We start from the raw sequence: 17759 nt of genomic DNA, 5'->3' as shown, positions 1-17759 counted from the left end.
GCAATCGGCTTTCAGGAAACCGACCTGAGCGAGCGATAATGCGCAAGCCGCTCAGGCGATCAGCACGCGGGGCTCGAAGCAGCCCCGGACCGGAATGTCGAGCAGGAAGGTCATGCCGGCCTGAGGATCGAGCTTGCGCTGCTTGTCGTCCTTGCCTTTCCAGGCCGATGTCACCGCAAGGCGGTCGGCGTTCGGCCCGACAAAGGCGGGGCAGGAAGGCTGGGTTACCGGCATCGGGATTTCGCGCAGCAGCATGCCGTCCGGCGAATAGGCCTTCACCGCCTTGCCGCCCCAGACGGCGTTCCACAGCACCCCGTCGCGGTCGACGACCGAGCCGTCGACATAGCCTTTTTGCGAACGATGATCGACGAAGATGTTCGGCTCGCCCGTCGGCAGGCCGGTCGCCGGATCGCAAGCGACGCGCATCAGAAGCCCGGTCGCGGTATCGGTGTAGTAGGCGATCGTCCCGTCGTCGGAAAAGCAGATCGAGTTGGACACGGTAATGTCGGAGAACAGTCGGCGAAGCTCGCCCTTGAAGAACCAGTAGATCGCGCCGGCGCCCTTGCCCTCGTCCTTGCCCATCGTGCCGGTCCACAACGCGCCGCAGGGATGGACGCGGGAATCGTTGGAGCGGGTCAGCGGATTGTCAGCTTCGATCGGCGTGTGCAGCGTCAACTTGCCGGTCGCCACATCGCGGACCTGCAGGCCGATCTCGGTGGCGATCAGCTGGCGGGCATCGTCAATGACGGCGATGGCGCTGGCCATCACGCCGAGATCATGGATTTTCAGCGCGCCGGCGAGCGGCTTTTCCAGAAGCTTGCCATTGACGATGTCGAACCAGAACAGTGTCTCGGTGCCGGGATCGTAGCTCGGTCCCTCCCCCAACTGGCAAATGTGATCGCTGAAGACCGAAACGCTGTCCATCAAATCCCTCCGAAGGCTTCGTCCCAGGCCGCGACCGCGGCGCGGGCGCGCTCAGCCACTTCATCGACGCTGGCGCCCGGCTTATAAAGGCTCGACCCCAGGCCGAAGACGCTGACGCCGACGGCTTTGTAGCCGGCAAAATCCTTGTCCGAAACACCGCCGACGGCGCCGATCAGCGCCGTTGCCGGCAGCACGGCGCGGATCGCCGAAATGCCGCCGGCGCCGAGCACGCTTGCCGGGAAGAATTTAAGCGCCGAAGCACCGAGCCTGATCGCCTGGAAGGCCTCGGTGGGCGTGAACACGCCCGGCATCGTCACCATGCCATACTGCATGGCGCGGCCCATGACATCGGCATCGATGTTGGGGCTGACCAGCAGCCGGCCGCCGGCCTTGTGCAAGGCATCGACATCGGCCGCCGTCAGCACCGTGCCGGCGCCGACCAGCGCGGTTTCCGGAAGGACTTCGGCGATCCTGGTGATCGACGAAAACGGTTCCGGCGAATTGAGCGGCACCTCGATCGCCTCGATGCCAGCGTCGAAGACCGCCTGGCCTATTGAGATCGCCTCTGTCGGCTTGAGGCCACGCAAGATGGCGACCAGCCCGCGTTTCAGTCTCGGAAAGGGTGCTGTCTGCGTCACGCGTCGCCTCCGATCATGCGGTTCTCGCGCGCGGCTTCGACAAGGCCGGCGCGCACCGCTTCATCCGCATCGACGACCCGAAAAGCAAGACCGGCGAAGCCAAGAGCGGCGCCATAGAGCGAAGCCAGCGCGCCGGAAGCGATCAGCACGACGGGCGCTTCACTGATGCCGTAGCGCCGCTTCGCCGAAGCGATCTCGCCGCCGATCAACAGCCCGGACAGGCACGCCGCCGCCTCGTCGGATTTCAAATCTTGCAGCAGCCCGGCGGCGCGGATCGCAAACAGCTTTGAGGTAACGTCGCCGCCTTCGCCCAGCGCCCGCTCGCACCACTGACGGAAGAACGGACCATCCGCCGTGACCGGTGCCGGATGTTCGCCCAGCGAATGTTTCAGGATCGAATGCGCGGCCAATACCGAAAACAACTCGCCGGTCGGCCAGGTGCCGAAGCCGGCGACCGCGCCGTCCTCGGCCACGACCCATTTGGAATGGGTGCCCGGCATGCAGACGATGTGGCGCCCCGTTGGCGGCAGATTCGCGCCGGCAAGCTGCGTTTCCTCGCCGCGCATGACATCCGGCGCGTCGGCGAGGCGCTGTGCGAGGCCGGGCACGATACGGATGTCGCGGCGCTCGCCTTCGATGCGGGCGGCACCTGCCAAGATGGCGCCGATCGGGGCAGGCACGGTGACGTATGGCGCCTCGATCCAGCCCTGGCGGGAACCCGCCATGCCGCAGATGATGACGGGCAGGGACTTCGGCGCGCCCATGGCGGCGAGATGGCCTTCCAGCACCGTCGCAAAACCCTTTTCGCGCGCGGTGATCAGGCCGTCGTCGCCGCGCCGCTCGGCGAGCAGCTGACCCGCGCCGTCGAGCAGCCAGGCCCTGAGCCTGGTCGTGCCCCAGTCGAGGGCGGCGACCGCAGGCGCGCCGCTCACAGCACGCCTCCGTCGACAATCAGCATTTGCGCGGTCAGCATGCGCGAGGCGTCCGACGCCAGGAACAGCACCGTGCCCACAATGTCGTCGGGCCGCATGGGCTCCTTGATGCATTGCTTGGCGACATGGGCGGCAAGCGCCTCCTCGGTAACCCAAAGCTCGCGCTGACGTTCGGTGATCACCCAGCCGGGCGCAACCGCGTTGACGCGGATGCCGTCGGCGCCGAGCTTGCCGGCAAGGCCTTTGGTGAGACCGAGGATACCGGCCTTGGCGGCGGTGTAAGCCGGCAGATCGGGATGGTTGATGAGATAGGACGTGGAGCTGAAATTGATGATCGAGCCGCCGCCGGCGCGCTTCATGCCCGGCGCCACCGCCTGGGCCGTGAAGAAATGCGGCCGCAGGTTGATGGCCAGGTTGTTGTCCCAGAACTCGACCGTGACATCCTTCACCTCATGGCGATCGTCAAGCGCGGCGTTGTTGACCAGCGCCGTGACATCGCCATGCGCTTTCGCCGCCTTCGCTGCCGCGGCGCGCAGCGCCTCGACGTCGCGCAGATCGGTCTTGAGATAGAGCGGACGCCGGCCAAGCTCTCTTTCCAGACGGTCGGCCAGCGCCGTGCTGGGCTTGTCGGCGATGTCGATGAAGGCGACCTTGGCGCCTTGCCGCATAAAGCCCTCGGTCAGCGCCGCGCCGATGCCGGAACCGCCGCCGGTGATCAACACCGAGGCGCCGTCGAGGTCGGCGAAACGCGCCGATGGCATCATGATTTCTGTCTCTCTTTGGCCGGCGCGCATCCTAGCCATGCCGGCCTCGGGAGCAAGGGTGAAAAGGCGATTTCGGCGGCAATATGTCTGACAAAAAAATAGCAGCCGCGCTTCCGCGAGGCGCGGACGGATGGGCTTGGATCGCGGGTTGGCTCGATCAGATCGCCTTGGCGCGCAGTGCGCCGCGATAGGAATCGCGCAGATAGCCAAGCGTGGCGTCGGCATCGACGGGCTTGCCGAACAGATACCCCTGGCCACCCGCGCAGCCGAACTGGACCAGGCGGTCGGCCTGCGCTTCCTCCTCTATGCCTTCGGCCACAACGTCCATGCCGAGTCCTTCGCACATGGCGAGAATGGCACGGATGATGTGTTCCGAGGGGCGGTCTTCGAGGATCGAGGAAACGAAGGCGCGATCGATCTTCAGCTTGTCGAAATGGAATTCGCGCAGGCGCCCGAGCGAGGACTGGCCGGTGCCGAAATCGTCGAGCGAGACGCGGATGCCGACCCGGCGCAGATCCTCGACGATCTTCTCGGCCGAAGCCGGGTCGGTCATCAAGCCGGTTTCGGTGATCTCGATCTCCAGGCGGCGCGGATCGAAGCCGGTGCGGTCGAGGATCGCCAGGATATGCAGGCCGGTGTTCTGGTCGACAAGCTGCGAGGGCGACAGGTTGAAGGACAAAAACAGGTCCTTCGGCCAGTTGCGCGCCGCCTCGGTCGCCTTGCGCAGCACCAGCTGCGACAGCGGGCCGATGATGCCGCGCTCCTCGGCGATGGGAATGAACACGCTCGGCGGCACCATGCCGAGATCGCGATCGGTCCAGCGAGCCAGCGTCTCGAAGCCGATGGTGCGGCGACTGGTGAGGTCGACGATCGGCTGGAAATGCGGCTCGACCTCGCCGGCCGAGACGGCGCGGCGCAGCGCCTGCTCGATGCGGGTGACGCGCTTGGCGGCCTCCTCCATCTCGCGTGTGTAGACGACCACGCGGCCGCGGCCCGAGCGCTTGGCGTGGTAGAGCGCGGTCTCGGCCTTGTTGATCAGGATCTCTGTGGTCTCGTCGCCGGAATAAAACAGCGAGCAGCCGACCGAAGCCGACAATCTGGCGGTGCGCTCGCCGACATCATAGGGTGCCGACAGGATCTCGATCAGCATGCGCGACTTCTCGGCCGCCTGCTCCTCGCTGAACACCATCGGGTAGAGGAAGGCGAACTCGTCGGCGCCGATGCGACAGACGGTGGAATAGCCATCCATCGAGGCACGCAAGCGCATAGCCACCTGGATCAGGATGTCGTCGCCGGCCTTGTGGCCGAACAGGTCGTTGATCGGCTTGAAGCCATCGAGATCGAGGATGCCAACGGTGAAGGGCGCGGGATCGTCGGCGCGGTCGCTGATCAGGCGATCGACCTTGTCGTAAAAGCGACGATGGTTGCCAAGCCCGGTCAGCGGATCGGTGAAGGCCAGATCCGCGTTTTCCCTGCCTGGCTGCCCGGTGCCAAACGTCGTTTGCATCATGTTCCTGTTCTGACGGGGGAATTTGTAACCAGACTGGCAGCAAAGCGTTTAGGAAAGGTATCGGAAAATCGATTTTCTGAAGATCGCGAAAATGGGGGGCCTTGGCGCCATGCCTGGCGGTCCAGGGGTCTTTGGCGATGGAGGCTTAAACCGGGCATTAACAGCTTCAATAAATAGTAAAGCGGCCCGGAGACGCCGGCATTGGCGCGGCTGGTCGGCTGGGCCCGGGCACCGGAGACAGGCATGCCGCACGAGGTCCGCAACGAGCCGGCGATCGCCGTGCTCCTGCCCTGCTACAATGAGGAGCTGACGATCGGCGAGGTCGTGCGGCGCTTCCGCGAGACGCTGCCCTCCGCGACTATCTATGTCTACGACAACAATTCGAAGGACCTGACCGCGCTCAGGGCTCGGGCGGCCGGCGCGGTCGTCGTGCGCGAACCGCGTCAGGGCAAGGGCAATGTCGTGCGCCGCATGTTCGCCGACATCGACGCCGACATCTATGTGATGGCGGACGGCGACGGTACCTACGCGCCGGAAGATGCGCCGCAGCTGATCAACACACTCTTGACCGAGCGCTCGGACATGGTGGTGGGCACCCGGCGGGGCGTCACCGACGACGCCGGCCGCTCCGGCCACGCCTTCGGCAACCGCATCTTCAACCGACTCTACAAGGGCCTGTTCGGCACCGATTTCACCGATATCTTTTCCGGCTACCGGGTCTTTTCGCGGCGCTTCGTCAAGAGCTTCCCGGCGGTTTCCGGCGGCTTCGAGATCGAGACCGAGATGTCGGTCCATGCCTCGCAGCTCAAGCTGCCGGTGAACGAGATGGCGCTCGACTACGGCCGCCGCCCGGAAGGCTCATCGTCGAAGCTGTCGACGTTCAGAGACGGCGCCAGGATCCTGTGGATGTTCGCCATGCTGGTGAAGGAGACGCAGCCGCTGCGTTTCTTCGGCACGTTTGCCCTGTTCTTCCTGGCGGCCAGCATCGGGCTGATGATCCCGGTGCTGATCGAGTTCGCCGAGACAGGACTTGTTCCGCGCATGCCGACCTGGGTGCTGTCCGTTGGCCTGCTCCTCTTGTCCATGCTGGCGATGGTCACCGGGCTGATCCTCGATTCGGTGTCGCGCGGCCGGGCCGAACAGAAGCGCATCTTCTATCTTTCCATCCCTGCCGGCCGCATCGAGCGGCGCGCGGGCTTCAACGGCGAGGCCTCCCCGACGAGGGAGCCGGGCAAGCCCTCGCGAGCCGCCTGATGGTTCGGCTTGCCCGCTTCGTGCTTGCCGGCGGCATCGGCTTCGTTGCCGATGCGGCCGCGCTCTGGCTGCTGCTTTCCGTCACGCCGCTCGGGCCGCTGGCGGCACGCGTGCTGTCGATCGGCTTCGCGCTCACCGTCACCTGGCAGATCAACCGGCATTTGACCTTTGCGCCGTCGAGCCGAGGCATCGCGCAGGAGGGCGCGCGTTACGGCGGCGTCGGCGTCGCCACCAGCATCGTCAATTATCTCGTCTATTGTGCCCTTCTGTTCGCGCTGCCCTCCCTGCCGCCGCTGGCGGCGCTGACGGTCGCCTCGCTGGTCGCGATGGCGCTGTCCTTCGTCGGCTATTCCCGGCTGGTCTTCGACCGATAATCTCTGGCCGATTGGCAGATGCCGCCGATTTCCCTATATCGGCGACAGAGATTGCCGGAGACCCGAGATGCCGTTGAAAATCGCCGTCCAGATGGACCATGTCTCGACGGTGTCGATCGCCGGCGACACCACGTTCGCGCTGTCGTTGGAAGCGCAGCGGCGCGGGCACAAGCTTTTCCACTACACGCCCGACCGGCTGTCGATGCGGGACGGCAAGGTGTTCGCGCGCGCCGAGGAGATGCAGGTGCGCGACGAGAAGGGCAGCCATTATTCGCTGGGCGAGCCGGTGCGCACCGATCTCTCGGAGATGGACGTGGTGCTGCTGAGGCAGGACCCGCCCTTCGACATGAACTACATCACCACCACCCACATTCTGGAACGCATCCATCCGAAGACGCTGGTGGTCAATGACCCGGCCTGGGTGCGCAACAGCCCGGAAAAGATCTTCGTCACCGAATTCCCGGACCTGATGCCGGAGACGCTGATCACCAAGGATCCGCAGGAGGTGGCCGCCTTTCGCAAGGAGTTCGGCGACATCATCGTCAAGCCGCTCTACGGCAATGGCGGGGCGGGCATCTTCCATCTGCACGAGGCCGACCGCAACCTCGCCTCGCTGCTCGAAATGTTCGGCCAACTGTTCCGCGAGCCCTATATCGTGCAGCGCTACCTCAAGGACGTGCGCAAGGGCGACAAGCGCATCATCCTGATCGACGGCGAGCCGGTGGGCGCCATCAACCGTGTGCCGGCCGAGCACGATTCGCGCTCCAACATGCATGTCGGCGGCCGCGCCGAGAAGACCGAGCTGACGGAGCGCGAACGCGAGATCTGCGCCCGCATCGGGCCAGCGCTCAGGGAACGCGGCTTCATCCTCGTCGGCATCGATGTCATCGGCGACTACATGACCGAGATCAACGTCACCTCGCCGACCGGCGTGCGCGAGGTGCGGCGCTTCGGCGGCGCGGACATTGCTGCCCTGTTCTGGGACTGCGTGGAAGGGAAGCGGAAGTAGCGCCCCTCAGCTGCCCGGTGGGCGGGACCGTATGTTCCCGTAATGTTCTTGCTTAAGCCGCAAATCTGTGGTTGTCTAAACCAAACTCGCTCGCCGCCTGATCGCAGGACCGGCGAGCGAGCCGGTATCCGGGGGCTTGAGACAAGATGGTAGCGCGGGTTCGCACGGTGGCTTTCCAGGGCATCGAGGCCGTGCCGGTCGATGTCCAGGTGATGATCGCGCCGGGCAAGGTCGGCATGCAGATCGTCGGCCTGCCGGACAAGGCGGTGGCAGAGAGCCGGGAACGCGTGCAGGCCGCGCTTCATGCCTCCGGCCTGTCGATGCCGTCGAAGAAGGTGACGGTGAATCTCGCGCCGGCGGACCTGCCCAAGGAAGGCAGCCACTACGATCTGCCGATCGCGCTCGGATTGATGGCCGCGCTCGGCGCCATTCCGGGCGATATGCTGGCCGGCTATGTCGTGCTCGGCGAATTGTCGCTCGACGGCACCATCGCCGCTGTCGCCGGCGCGCTGCCGGCGGCGATCGGCGCCAACGCCGAAGGCAAAGGGCTGATCTGTCCGTTCGCCTGCGGGCCGGAGGCAGCCTGGGCCGGCAAGGATTTCGATATCCTGGCGCCGCGCAGCCTGATTGCCATCGCCAACCATTTTCGCGGCACCCAGGTGCTGTCGCGTCCCGAGGCCGGCATCCAGGTCGCCGCGCGCGATCTGCCGGACCTTGCCGACATCAAGGGCCAGGAAAGCGCCAAGCGGGCGCTGGAAGTGGCGGCGGCGGGCGGCCACAATCTCCTGATGGTCGGACCGCCGGGCTCGGGCAAGTCGATGCTGGCGCAAAGGCTGCCCTCGATCTTGCCGCCGCTGGCGCCGAAGGAGCTGCTCGAAGTCTCGATGATCGCGTCGGTAGCGGGCGAGCTCGGCGAAGGCAAGCTGACAGACCGACGGCCGTTCCGCGCGCCACATCATTCGGCGTCGATGGCGGCGATGGTGGGCGGAGGCTTGCGCGTGCGGCCGGGCGAAGTGTCGCTTGCGCATCACGGCGTGCTGTTCCTCGACGAGTTCCCGGAATTCACGCCGCAGACGTTGGACGCGCTGCGCCAGCCGCTGGAGACCGGCGACTGCGTGATCGCGCGCGCCAACCACCGCGTCACCTATCCGGCGCGCATCCAGCTGGTGGCGGCGATGAACCCGTGCCGCTGCGGCATGTCGGGCGAGCCCGGCTATCGCTGCCTGCGCGGCGAGCGCTGCCGCACCGAATACCAGGCGCGCATTTCCGGCCCGCTGCTCGACCGCATCGATCTCAGGATCGAAGTGCCGGCAGTCTCGGCAAGCGACCTGATCCGGCCGGACAAGGCCGAGGCCAGTGCCGCTGTGGCGCAGCGCGTGGCGCGCGCCCGGGCCATGCAGCGCGAGCGGCTGGAAAGGCTGGGTGCGGCGGCCACCACCAGCGCGCACTGCCCGCCTTCGGTCGTCGAGGCGATCGCCAGGCCCGACGCCGCCGGGCTGACGCTGCTCAAGGACGCCAGCGAAAAGCTCGCCTTCTCGGCGCGAGCCTATCACCGCGTGCTGAAGGTCGCGCGGACGCTCGCCGATCTCGACGCCAGCGAAACCGTCGGCCGCATCCATCTCGCCGAGGCGATCTCCTACCGCATGAGCGCGGAGCGCATGGCGCAGGCGGCGTAAGGTCCCTGGCGAGCTTCGCGGCGCTACCCCGCCCGGTCCTTCGCCTTCAGCTCCAGCCTGCGCGCATGCAGCACCGGCTCGGTGTAGCCGTTGGGCTGGACTGTCCCCTTGAACACCAGGTCGCAGGCGGCCTGGAAGGCGATCGACTTGTCGAAGTCGGGCGCCATCGGCCGGTAGAGCGGGTCGCCGACATTCTGGCGGTCGACGATCGCCGCCATGCGCTGCAGCGAATCCCGGACCTGGATCTCCGAGCACACCTTGTGGCGCAGCCAGTTGGCGATGTGCTGCGAGGAAATGCGCAGCGTGGCGCGGTCCTCCATCAGGCCGACATCGTTGATATCGGGCACTTTCGAGCAACCGACGCCCTGATCGATCCAGCGCACGACATAGCCGAGAATGCCTTGCGCGTTGTTGTCTAGCTCGCGCTGGATCTCGTCCGGGGTCCAGTTCGGCCGCACCGCCACGGGCACCGACAGGATGTCGTCGAGCCTGGCCTTCGGCCGGCTCCTCAGCGCCGCCTGCACGGCGTGCACATCAACTTTATGATAGTGCGTGGCGTGCAGCGTCGCCGCGGTCGGCGACGGCACCCAGGCGGTGTTGGCGCCGGCCTTGGGGTGCGCGATCTTTTGCTCGAGCATCGCCGCCATCAAATCCGGCATGGCCCACATGCCCTTGCCGATCTGGGCGTGGCCGGCGAGGCCGCATTCCAAGCCGGTGTCGACGTTCCACGCCTCATAGGCGGAAATCCAGGCGGCCTGCTTCATGTCGCCCTTGTGGATCATCGGGCCGGCTTCCATCGAGGTGTGGATCTCGTCGCCGGTGCGGTCGAGGAAGCCGGTGTTGATGAACACGACGCGCTCCCTTGCGGCGCGGATCGCTTCCTTGAGGTTGACGGTGGTCCGCCGCTCCTCGTCCATGATGCCCATCTTGATGGTGTTCTTGGCCATGCCGAGCAGGAGCTCGACGCGATCGAAGATTTCCACGGCGAAGCCGACTTCCTCCGGCCCGTGCATCTTGGGCTTCACCACATACATCGAGCCGGCACGGGAGTTGGCGCGGCGGCCGTTGTCGCCGACATCGTGCAGCGCGATCAGCGCGGTGATCGCCGCGTCCATGATGCCTTCCGGCACCTCGTTGCCGTCGCGGTCGAGGATCGCCGGATTGGTCATCAGGTGGCCGACATTCCTCACCAGCATCAGCGAGCGTCCGGGCAGCAGCAGCTGGCCGCCATTCGGCGCCGTGTAGCGGCGGTCCGGATTTAGCTTGCGGACAAAGCTCTTGCGGGCCTTGGTGATCTCTTCCGCCAGGTCGCCCTTCATCAGCCCGAGCCAGTTGCGATAGACGACGACCTTGTCCTCGGCATCGACGGCGGCGACCGAATCCTCGCAATCCTGAATGGTCGTCAAGGCGGCCTCGAGGACGACGTCGGCAATGCCGGCCGCATCGGTCTTGCCGATCTGACTGGCATGATCGACGACGATCTCGATATGCAGGCCGTTCTTTACCAAAAGCACGGCTTCCGGCGTGGCGGCGTCGCCGCGGTAGCCGGCGAACTGCTTCGGGTCGGCAAGCGTGGTGGCGCCGGCGCCTTCGCCGACCTTCAGCGCGCCGTTCGCCACCGAGAGCCCGTTGATGCCGGCCCATTTGCCGGTGGTGAGCGGCACGGACTGGTCGAGGAAGTCCCTGACCCAGGCGATCACCTTGGCGCCGCGCGTGGGATTGAACGCTTTGCCCCTTTCGGCGCCTCCCGTCTCGGGAATGGCGTCGGTGCCGTAGAGCGCGTCATAAAGCGAGCCCCAGCGCGCATTGGCGGCATTGAGCGCATAGCGCGCGTTCATCACCGGCACGACCAGCTGCGGCCCGGCGACGACCGCGATCTCCGGGTCGACGTTTTCGGTCGAGACGCTGAAGGCCGGACCTTCCGGCACCAGATAGCCGATCTCTTCGAGGAAAGTTTTGTACTGCTCCATGTCGACCGGCGCGCCGTTGGCGCGGTACCAGTCGTCCAGCCTCTCCTGCATGGCGTCGCGCTTGGCGAGCAGCGCGCGGTTCTTCGGCGCGAGGTCGTGGACGATCTCTGAAAAGCCGGTCCAGAACTTTTCCGGATCGATGCCGGTGCCGACTGCTGCCTCCTCGGCGACGAAGTCATGGAGCTCCCGGGCAATCTGCAACCCGGCGATCTCGATGCGGTCGGTCATCAGCACGTCTCCAGACATCAGGCTTTGCCGGGCCTTTGGCATGTTGGGGGGCGGGGGTCAATTCGGCTTAGGGTGAAGGTGCGGCGCGGTTTCCCTTCTCCCCTTGTGGGAGAAGGTGGATCGGGGCTCACACCGCAATCCTTGGGCGCCCTGAGGCCACCGCCACCACATGCGCCTCGATGAACATGCGCTGGTTCTCGACCGTCGAGACCTTGAATTCGGTGGAAACGTCGATTTCGGCGCTGTCGGTGCCGGCATTCTTCGCGCGTTCGGCGACGATCGCCCGCACGTCGGCTTCAGCCGCGGCGATCGCCTTCTCCTCCTCGGTGAAGTCGCGCACCGTCTGCCCCGAGGCGAGCCGGAAAAGCCCTTCCCTGGGCTGGCTGACGCGGGCTTCGGCTGAGACCCGCACCTGGCCGACGACGGCGCCGAGCGCGTTGGCGACGTCGGTGTCCTCCGGCACGATGCAGCCATTGCCGATCAGCGGCGGCAGGCCGGCGTAATGCAGCGGCGCCGAGGCGCCGAGGCCGATCACCGGCCGGTCGAGCGCGACGCTGAAGCGGGCGATGCCGGGATGCGCATCGACGGCGCGCTGCACCAGCGCGTGCGCGACGGTCGCGGCGCCGTCCAGCCCGTCCTCGGCGAAGGCGGTTTCGAGAATATATTCGGCCGACCAGCGGGTCAGCGTGACGAGCACGCGCTGGGCGAGCGCTTCCGGCGTCGCGGCGATCGCCTGGCCGCGGCCGTCGCGGCGGCGGGAAAACAGCTCGGCGCCGAGACGGGCGGCGGCGGGATCCCAGTTCGACTGCTTGCCGAGCACATGGGCGGCGTCGGACGGCGTGAAGCCGCAAATGTGCACCAGGCCGCGCGCCACCAGCCGGTTGAGCGTGGCGTTCTGGGCGTTGGAGCTGAGCAGCCGGTCGAGCGCCAGCGGGGTGGCGCCGATCGCCTCGTAGAGTTTCGCTTCCGGCGCGGTGAGGCCGGCGGCGAGGCGATCCGGCACGCCGGTGCGCACGGCAAAACGCCCGTCCATGCGGCCGGGATTGGGCGCGCGCAGCTGCCGCTCCAGCTCGGCGGTGACCGCCTCGCCATGCGCCAAGCCGGCCAGCGCCAGCGGCACCAGGCGGCGCGGCCCGAGCAGGATCTTGGGGTCGAGCGCGCCGTCCTCCAGCGCTACTTCGGAGTCGCCGCCGAGGCCGAAGGTGCGCATGGCGACGGCTTCGACCATGGTGCGGAAGCCGCCGACGGTGGCGCCTTCCGGATCGAGCCGCGGCCGGCCGCTATCGAGCACCGCAACGTCGGTGGTGGTGCCGCCGATGTCGGAGACCATGGCGTCGTTCAGCCCGGTCATGTGGCGGGCGCCGACCAGGCTGGCGGCCGGGCCGGAGAGGATGGTCTCGATCGGCCGCTGGCGGGCGAAGGCCGCCGACACCAGCGCGCCGTCGCCGCGCACCACCATCAAAGGTGCGGCGATGCTGCGCCGGCCAAGAAAGCCTTCGGTCGCCGCGACCAGCCGGTCGATCATCGAGATCAGCCGGGCGTTGAGCAAAGTGGTGAGCGCGCGGCGCGGACCGCCGAGCTTGGCCGAAAGCTCGTGGCTGGCGGTGACCGGCAGGCCGGTTTTTTCGCGGATCAGGTCGCGCGCGGCGAGCTCATGCGCCGGATTGCGGGTGGCGAAATAGGCGCAGACGGCGAAGCCCGACACCGAACCCCCAAGCTCCGGCAACGCCGCCTCGAGGCCGGAAAGATCGAGCTTGGCGGCATTGCCGTGCACGTCGTGGCCGCCGGGGCAGAACACCACCGGATCGCTGCCGAGAGCCGTCTTCAGCCCGTCGCGGGCAAGGTCGGCCTCGGAAAAGCCGATCATCACCAGCGCCACGCGCCCGCCCTGGCCCTCGACCAGCGCGTTGGTGGCAAGCGTGGTCGACATCGACACCAGCTTGATCGCGGCCGAGTCGGTAGCGGATTTTTCCAGCACCGCGTCGACCGCGCCGGAAATGCCGACGGCGAGGTCGTGGCGCGTGGTCAGCGCCTTGGCCTTGGCCAGCACCTTGCCCTTATCTGGGTTGTCCAGGGGCCCGCCCTCCTCCGACCACAGCACGGCATCGGTATAGGTGCCGCCGGTGTCGATGCCGAGGAAGAGCGGTTTTGGCTTGGCGGTCATTTGACGGTGGCAAGTCCGGGCAAGAGGTTTTGGTGCCTGCCCCTTAGCCGATACGGGCCGGCGGATAAAGGCGGGAGCGATGGGCCAAGGAAGGGGCAAGCTCCCTTCTCCCCCTGTGGGAGAAGGTGGATCGGCGCGCAGCGCCGAGACGGATGAGGGGTGCTCCAGCTTAGCAAATACGCCCATCGGCATCATCGCCAAGGCTGCAGATCTTCGTCCCGCACATAGGCAATGATGGTATCGCAGACAGCATCGAGGTCCTTCAGAACGTCGTCATTCCAGAACCTCAACACGCGAAATCCCTTCGCCTTCAATTCGGCGTCGCGCTCCTGGTCGTGGGGCGAGTCCGCATGCTGACTGCCATCGATTTCGATGATAAGCCGAGCCTCGGCGCAAACGAAGTCGGCGACGAATCTACCCACTGGCACCTGCCGGCGGAACTTGATCTTGTCGAGACGGCGGCCGCGCAGCTCCTGCCACAGACGACCCTCCGCCTCTGTCGACTCGCGGCGCATCCGACGAGCGAAATTGCGCTTGGCCGGGGTTACGGGTTGATGCGGCATGGCGGAAGACTCGGCCTCATTTCGTCCAATTCTCCAACATCGCACTCCGTCCAACACCCCTCATCCGTCTCGGCGCTGCGCGCCGAGCCACCTTCTCCCACAAGGGGAGAAGGGGTGCCCTACTCCGCCAGATCCACCGTCTCCGTCGAATGCTCGACGCAGATGAAGCAGCAGGTGTCGCAGGGCTGGTCGTTGTCGGGGCCGACGCCGGCGGTGACGGAATCGTTGCCGACCACCCAGGCGCCCCAGCAGATGTGCTCGCCGGGCTCGCAGGAGATCGGCACGGATTTGCGCGCCTGCGGGCGGATGAAGAAGACCTTGTCGCCGCCCGGCCAGACCTTTTCGCTGTCGCGGCTGAACAGTTCCAGCGCGACGCCGTCGGAGCGCTGGTTGCGGACAAAGACCGACATGTCGGCGGCGAAGGCCGGCGCGGTGAGGAGAAGAGCGGCGAGCAGAGCGCGAATCATGGCGAGGGTTCCCGAGGGGGAGTAGAGCACGGGAAGCACCGGTAATCTCCCCCCTTGCGGGCAGGGCTATCGCATATGAGTAAAGAGTTCATAGAAGAAGTCTTTGCTCCAGTTGGCCCTGCGCATCTTGCTGGCGATTGGTTTGTCGAGGGGATGGGCAGCCAAGATGTTTTGGGCGAGCCTGCGGATGACGGCCAGGTTTTGTGGCGCGTTGTCCTTTCGGGTGCGGGCGTCATCCTCGTGGAAGACAACATCAAGGCTCCAGTGCAACTGGTTCTCGATCGTCCAGTGGGCACGAACCGTCTCAGCCAATTTGTTGGGCGTCAGCACCTTGGAGAGGGCGATATAGCGGACCGATGTGGTCGTCTTGCCGTCGGCAGTGGTGCGCAGGGCCTCGATGCGGCCAATGGCCTTGAGGCCGGGGAAGGCGGGCGCGTCCTTGAGCCTGGCAAGCGGCAGCACGCTGGCGCGGCGCACTTCGGTGCGGCCATGGCCGCTGTCGCGCGTTTCGAAGCCGGCGATCTCGCCCGCCGCGGCGAAGCTTTTCTCGGCCGCGGCAAACAGACGACCCCGGTTGGCCTTCAGCCCAAGGGCATAATGCGCCTTCTGCGCCAGCAGCGCCTTGGCCGTCTCGGGGCGACAATGCAAGGCGTCGGCCGTCACCGTGCAGCCCTTGAGATCCAGGCTCTTCAGCAGCGCCAGCGTCGCTGCAACCTCGTCGGAGGCCGGCGCCCGCGTTGCCGCAATCGCCAGCCGCGTCTCGGCATCCCAGGCACTGACCATCAGCGGCGGCATGAAGGCGCGGCCCTTCTCATAACCGCGCCTCAGCGCCTTGCCGTCGACGGCCACCACGCCACGCGGTGGGCCGAGCCCAAGCTCACGCCGCAATGCCGCCATGAAGGCGCTCAGCGCATCCGACAACTCCTGCGGATCAACAAGCCGAAACACCCGGCTGAAGGTGTCGTGGCTCGGGCACCCATGCTTCAGCTCGATGAACTCTTTCAGCTCCTCCTCGCGCCCCTCTGCGAACTCCGCAATATCCACACAGCTTTTGGCCCCGCACAGCGTCGCCGCCAACGCCAGAAACAGAAGTTCAGCAAGATCATGCCGCGCGTTGATGTCGCGCGGATCGCGAACTGCTTGCAGGATCGACAAAACAAGCCGCACTCGGGCCTCCTCTGCTACGAGAAAGCCTCTCAAGAATCCTTCTTTTGCGGCTTGGCAATAGCCCATCAACTTATCTGCGATTCCCCTGCCCTCGAGGGGGGAGATGTCCGGTAGGACAGAGGGGGGTGGGAAGGAATGAGACTTTCGCGGTTTTCCGCCCGCCGCCGTCGCCGATCAATCGCAGCAAAGGAGCCTACTGCCCCATCTTGTAGTCGAGGAACCACTTCTTGTTCAGCGCATCGAGCGTGCCATCGGCCTTGAGCGCGGCGATCGCGGCGTTGACCGGCTTCACCAGGTCGGAGCCCTTGGGGAAGATGAAGCCGAAATCCTCACTGCCGAGCGGCCCGCCGATCAGCTTCAGCTTGCCCTCGGAGGCGTCGACATAGCCCTTGCCGGCGGTGCCGTCCGTCAGCACCACGTCGACATCGCCGGACTTCAGCGCCTGCACGCTGGCGCCGAAGGTCTCGAACAATTTTATGCGCGGGTTCTGCTCATTGCCGTCGAGCACGCTGTAGACGGCGGTGTAGAAGGGCGTCGTGCCGGCTTGCGCGCCGATCAGCCCGTCCTTGAAGGCGGCAAAGCTCTTGGCGTCGGTGAAGCGGCTCTCGTCGCCGCGCACCAGCATGAACTGTTCCGATCGCATGTAAGGGTCCGAGAAGTCGACCTTCGCCTTGCGCTCGTCCTTGATGGTGATGCCGGTCATGCCGATATTGTACTGGTTGTCGGAAACGGCCTGGATCATCGCGTCCCAGGAGGTGTTCTGGTACTCGACCTTGAAATGCAGCCGCTTGGCGATCTCATCCATCGCGTCATATTCCCAGCCGATCTGCTTGCCGGTCTTCTTGTCGATGAACTGCAGCGGCGGGTAAGCGTTTTCGGTCACCACCACGACCTTTCTGCCGCCGAGATCGGGCAGCGTGTCGGCGAGCGCCGCAGCGGGCGCGAGAAGGCAGGCCAATAGGCCGGCCAGCAGCAGTTTCGACTTGATCATGACGAACTCCCGAACGTGACTGGCGGCGCTACGCTCGCCCCAAGAGAAAAACCGGCGCCGACTTTAGCTTTCCGCAAGCGCCTTGCAAGCCGATCCGCTGCACCGATTAGCGCCAAAGCGGATTCCCATGCTCTGATCGGCACGCTTCCCGAACCCAGCCTGCGACGGACCATCCGCGCAATCCGTAACTGCTTCGCGCAACCCGGCGACCAGCCGGGTCAGCGTGCCATGCAGGGCTTTCAGCTCGGCGCGTTCCGGCGGCATGCTGCAGGCAAGCGCCGCTTGCACATCCAAACGAAAAAGGCGGCCGAAGCCGCCTTTCCAAAACAATCTGCGGAAGCGCCTTATTCGGCCGACGCAGACTCCGCAGCCTTCTTCTCGGCGGCGTCCTGCGCGGCTTTCTCAGCAGCCAGCGCCTCGGCGGCGGCGACCTTCTCGGCCTCGATGCGGGCGCGTTCGGCGTTCAGCGCATCACGCTCTTCATCGTTCAGCTTGCGGGCGCGCACGCCGGTGTTTTCCGAAATGCGGGCCGACTTGCCGCGACGGTCGCGCAGGTAATAGAGCTTGGCGCGGCGCACCTTGCCACGGCGCACGATCTCGACGCCTTCGACCATCGGCGAGTAGACCGGGAACACGCGCTCGACGCCTTCGCCGTAGGAAATCTTGCGGACGGTGAAATTCTCCTGGAAGCCGGAGCCGGAACGGGCGATGACGACGCCCTCATAGGCCTGGACGCGGGTGCGGCTGCCTTCGGTGACGCGCACCTGGACGCGCACGGTGTCGCCAGGCTGGAATTCGGGCAGCTTGCGCTTGGCTTCGATCTTGGCGGCCTGCTCGGCCTCGAGCTGACGGATGAGATCCATCTCAAATATCCACTTCTTGTTCTTCCGACAGCCAGAGCGTCCTCGACTTGCCTTGCAGTTCCAATGACCGCTCGGCTATGTCCTTTGCCCAGACATTCAAATCGGGGGCATCGGACAGGGACGGCTACACCGCCATTTGTTGACGGGTCCGGAAGATCGTTCTTCCGGTTCGGGCGGCGACATACAGCTATTTCGGCGCTTTGTCACGCCTTTGACGCCTAATTTTTGAAAACTATGGCCCCATCATATTGCCTCCGTGCCGGGT

17 protein-coding genes are annotated in these 17759 nt (G+C 65.9%); 4 read left to right on the top strand and 13 right to left on the bottom strand.

Translation table 11 applies throughout. The features are described 5' to 3' along the window. Window positions 1–51: 51 nt before the first annotated feature. From A9K66_RS11815 to A9K66_RS11795, 5 genes are all read right to left on the bottom strand, one after another. The gene (locus A9K66_RS11815) at window positions 52–924 is read right to left on the bottom strand and encodes an SMP-30/gluconolactonase/LRE family protein (protein WP_067323740.1); all 873 of its coding nucleotides are present in this window, start codon (window positions 922–924) and stop codon (window positions 52–54) included. Beyond that, window positions 924–1562 (bottom strand): 2-dehydro-3-deoxy-6-phosphogalactonate aldolase, encoded by a 639-nt coding sequence (locus A9K66_RS11810; RefSeq protein WP_067323738.1) that lies wholly within the window; start codon window positions 1560–1562, stop codon window positions 924–926. The genes A9K66_RS11815 and A9K66_RS11810 overlap by 1 nt, the downstream gene beginning before the upstream one ends. Beyond that, the gene (locus A9K66_RS11805) at window positions 1559–2494 is read right to left on the bottom strand and encodes a 2-dehydro-3-deoxygalactonokinase (RefSeq protein ID WP_067323736.1); all 936 of its coding nucleotides are present in this window, start codon (window positions 2492–2494) and stop codon (window positions 1559–1561) included. The genes A9K66_RS11810 and A9K66_RS11805 overlap by 4 nt, the downstream gene beginning before the upstream one ends. Then, window positions 2491–3258, bottom strand: a complete 768-nt coding sequence (locus A9K66_RS11800; protein ID WP_067324638.1) for an SDR family oxidoreductase — start codon at window positions 3256–3258, stop codon at window positions 2491–2493. Before A9K66_RS11800 ends, A9K66_RS11805 begins: the two co-directional genes overlap by 4 nt. A gap of 157 nt (window positions 3259–3415) precedes the next feature. Then, a complete protein-coding gene (locus tag A9K66_RS11795) occupies window positions 3416–4765 on the bottom strand; it encodes an EAL domain-containing protein (RefSeq protein ID WP_067324636.1) in 1350 nt (449 codons plus the stop codon). Window positions 4766–5011: 246 nt separating this feature from the next. Here A9K66_RS11795 and A9K66_RS11790 point away from each other — a divergent pair, with 246 nt between their 5' ends. The 4 genes from A9K66_RS11790 (at window position 5012) to A9K66_RS11775 (ending at window position 9081) form a co-directional block, all read left to right on the top strand. Beyond that, on the top strand, window positions 5012–6022 hold the full coding sequence (locus tag A9K66_RS11790) for a glycosyltransferase (RefSeq protein ID WP_067324634.1): 1011 nt from the start codon (window positions 5012–5014) through the stop codon (window positions 6020–6022). Next, entirely contained in the window at window positions 6022–6396 is a 375-nt protein-coding gene (locus tag A9K66_RS11785) for a GtrA family protein (RefSeq protein WP_067323734.1), read from the top strand. Before A9K66_RS11790 ends, A9K66_RS11785 begins: the two co-directional genes overlap by 1 nt. Window positions 6397–6463: 67 nt before the next feature. After that, window positions 6464–7405 carry a glutathione synthase gene (gshB, locus tag A9K66_RS11780; protein WP_067323732.1) on the top strand — a complete coding sequence of 314 codons (942 nt, stop codon included), beginning with the start codon at window positions 6464–6466 and terminating at the stop codon, window positions 7403–7405. 146 nt (window positions 7406–7551) lie between these two features. Beyond that, complete coding sequence (locus A9K66_RS11775) at window positions 7552–9081, top strand: YifB family Mg chelatase-like AAA ATPase (RefSeq protein WP_067323730.1); 1530 nt, start codon at window positions 7552–7554, stop codon at window positions 9079–9081. A gap of 23 nt (window positions 9082–9104) precedes the next feature. On the opposite strand, the gene A9K66_RS11770 is transcribed toward A9K66_RS11775, so the two are convergent. From A9K66_RS11770 to rplS, 8 genes are all read right to left on the bottom strand, one after another. Further along, window positions 9105–11279, bottom strand: a complete 2175-nt coding sequence (locus A9K66_RS11770; RefSeq protein WP_067324632.1) for a malate synthase G — start codon at window positions 11277–11279, stop codon at window positions 9105–9107. A gap of 127 nt (window positions 11280–11406) precedes the next feature. Beyond that, window positions 11407–13443 (bottom strand): hydantoinase/oxoprolinase family protein, encoded by a 2037-nt coding sequence (locus tag A9K66_RS11765; RefSeq protein ID WP_067323729.1) that lies wholly within the window; start codon window positions 13441–13443, stop codon window positions 11407–11409. Between the two features lie 191 nt (window positions 13444–13634). Then, a complete protein-coding gene (locus A9K66_RS11760; RefSeq protein WP_067323727.1) occupies window positions 13635–14006 on the bottom strand; it encodes a DUF559 domain-containing protein in 372 nt (123 codons plus the stop codon). A gap of 119 nt (window positions 14007–14125) precedes the next feature. Next, window positions 14126–14473 (bottom strand): hypothetical protein, encoded by a 348-nt coding sequence (locus tag A9K66_RS11755; RefSeq protein WP_067323725.1) that lies wholly within the window; start codon window positions 14471–14473, stop codon window positions 14126–14128. Between the two features lie 66 nt (window positions 14474–14539). Further along, complete coding sequence (locus A9K66_RS11750; RefSeq protein ID WP_067323723.1) at window positions 14540–15640, bottom strand: ISAs1 family transposase; 1101 nt, start codon at window positions 15638–15640, stop codon at window positions 14540–14542. Between the two features lie 193 nt (window positions 15641–15833). After that, window positions 15834–16631: a transporter substrate-binding domain-containing protein gene (locus A9K66_RS11745; protein WP_067323722.1), complete on the bottom strand. Its 798-nt coding sequence runs from the start codon at window positions 16629–16631 to the stop codon at window positions 15834–15836. Window positions 16632–16694: 63 nt separating this feature from the next. Further along, the gene (locus A9K66_RS30745) at window positions 16695–16961 is read right to left on the bottom strand and encodes a hypothetical protein (protein WP_067323720.1); all 267 of its coding nucleotides are present in this window, start codon (window positions 16959–16961) and stop codon (window positions 16695–16697) included. Window positions 16962–16975: 14 nt separating this feature from the next. Beyond that, a complete protein-coding gene (gene rplS / locus A9K66_RS11735; protein ID WP_040974610.1) occupies window positions 16976–17494 on the bottom strand; it encodes a 50S ribosomal protein L19 in 519 nt (172 codons plus the stop codon). Window positions 17495–17759 lie beyond the last annotated feature (265 nt).

This window comes from Mesorhizobium sp. AA23 (genome assembly GCF_001672435.1).
GTDB lineage: Bacteria > Pseudomonadota > Alphaproteobacteria > Rhizobiales > Rhizobiaceae > Mesorhizobium.
Note: the sequence above shows the minus strand (reverse complement) of the source record. Positions and strands in the feature narration are given on the sequence as shown.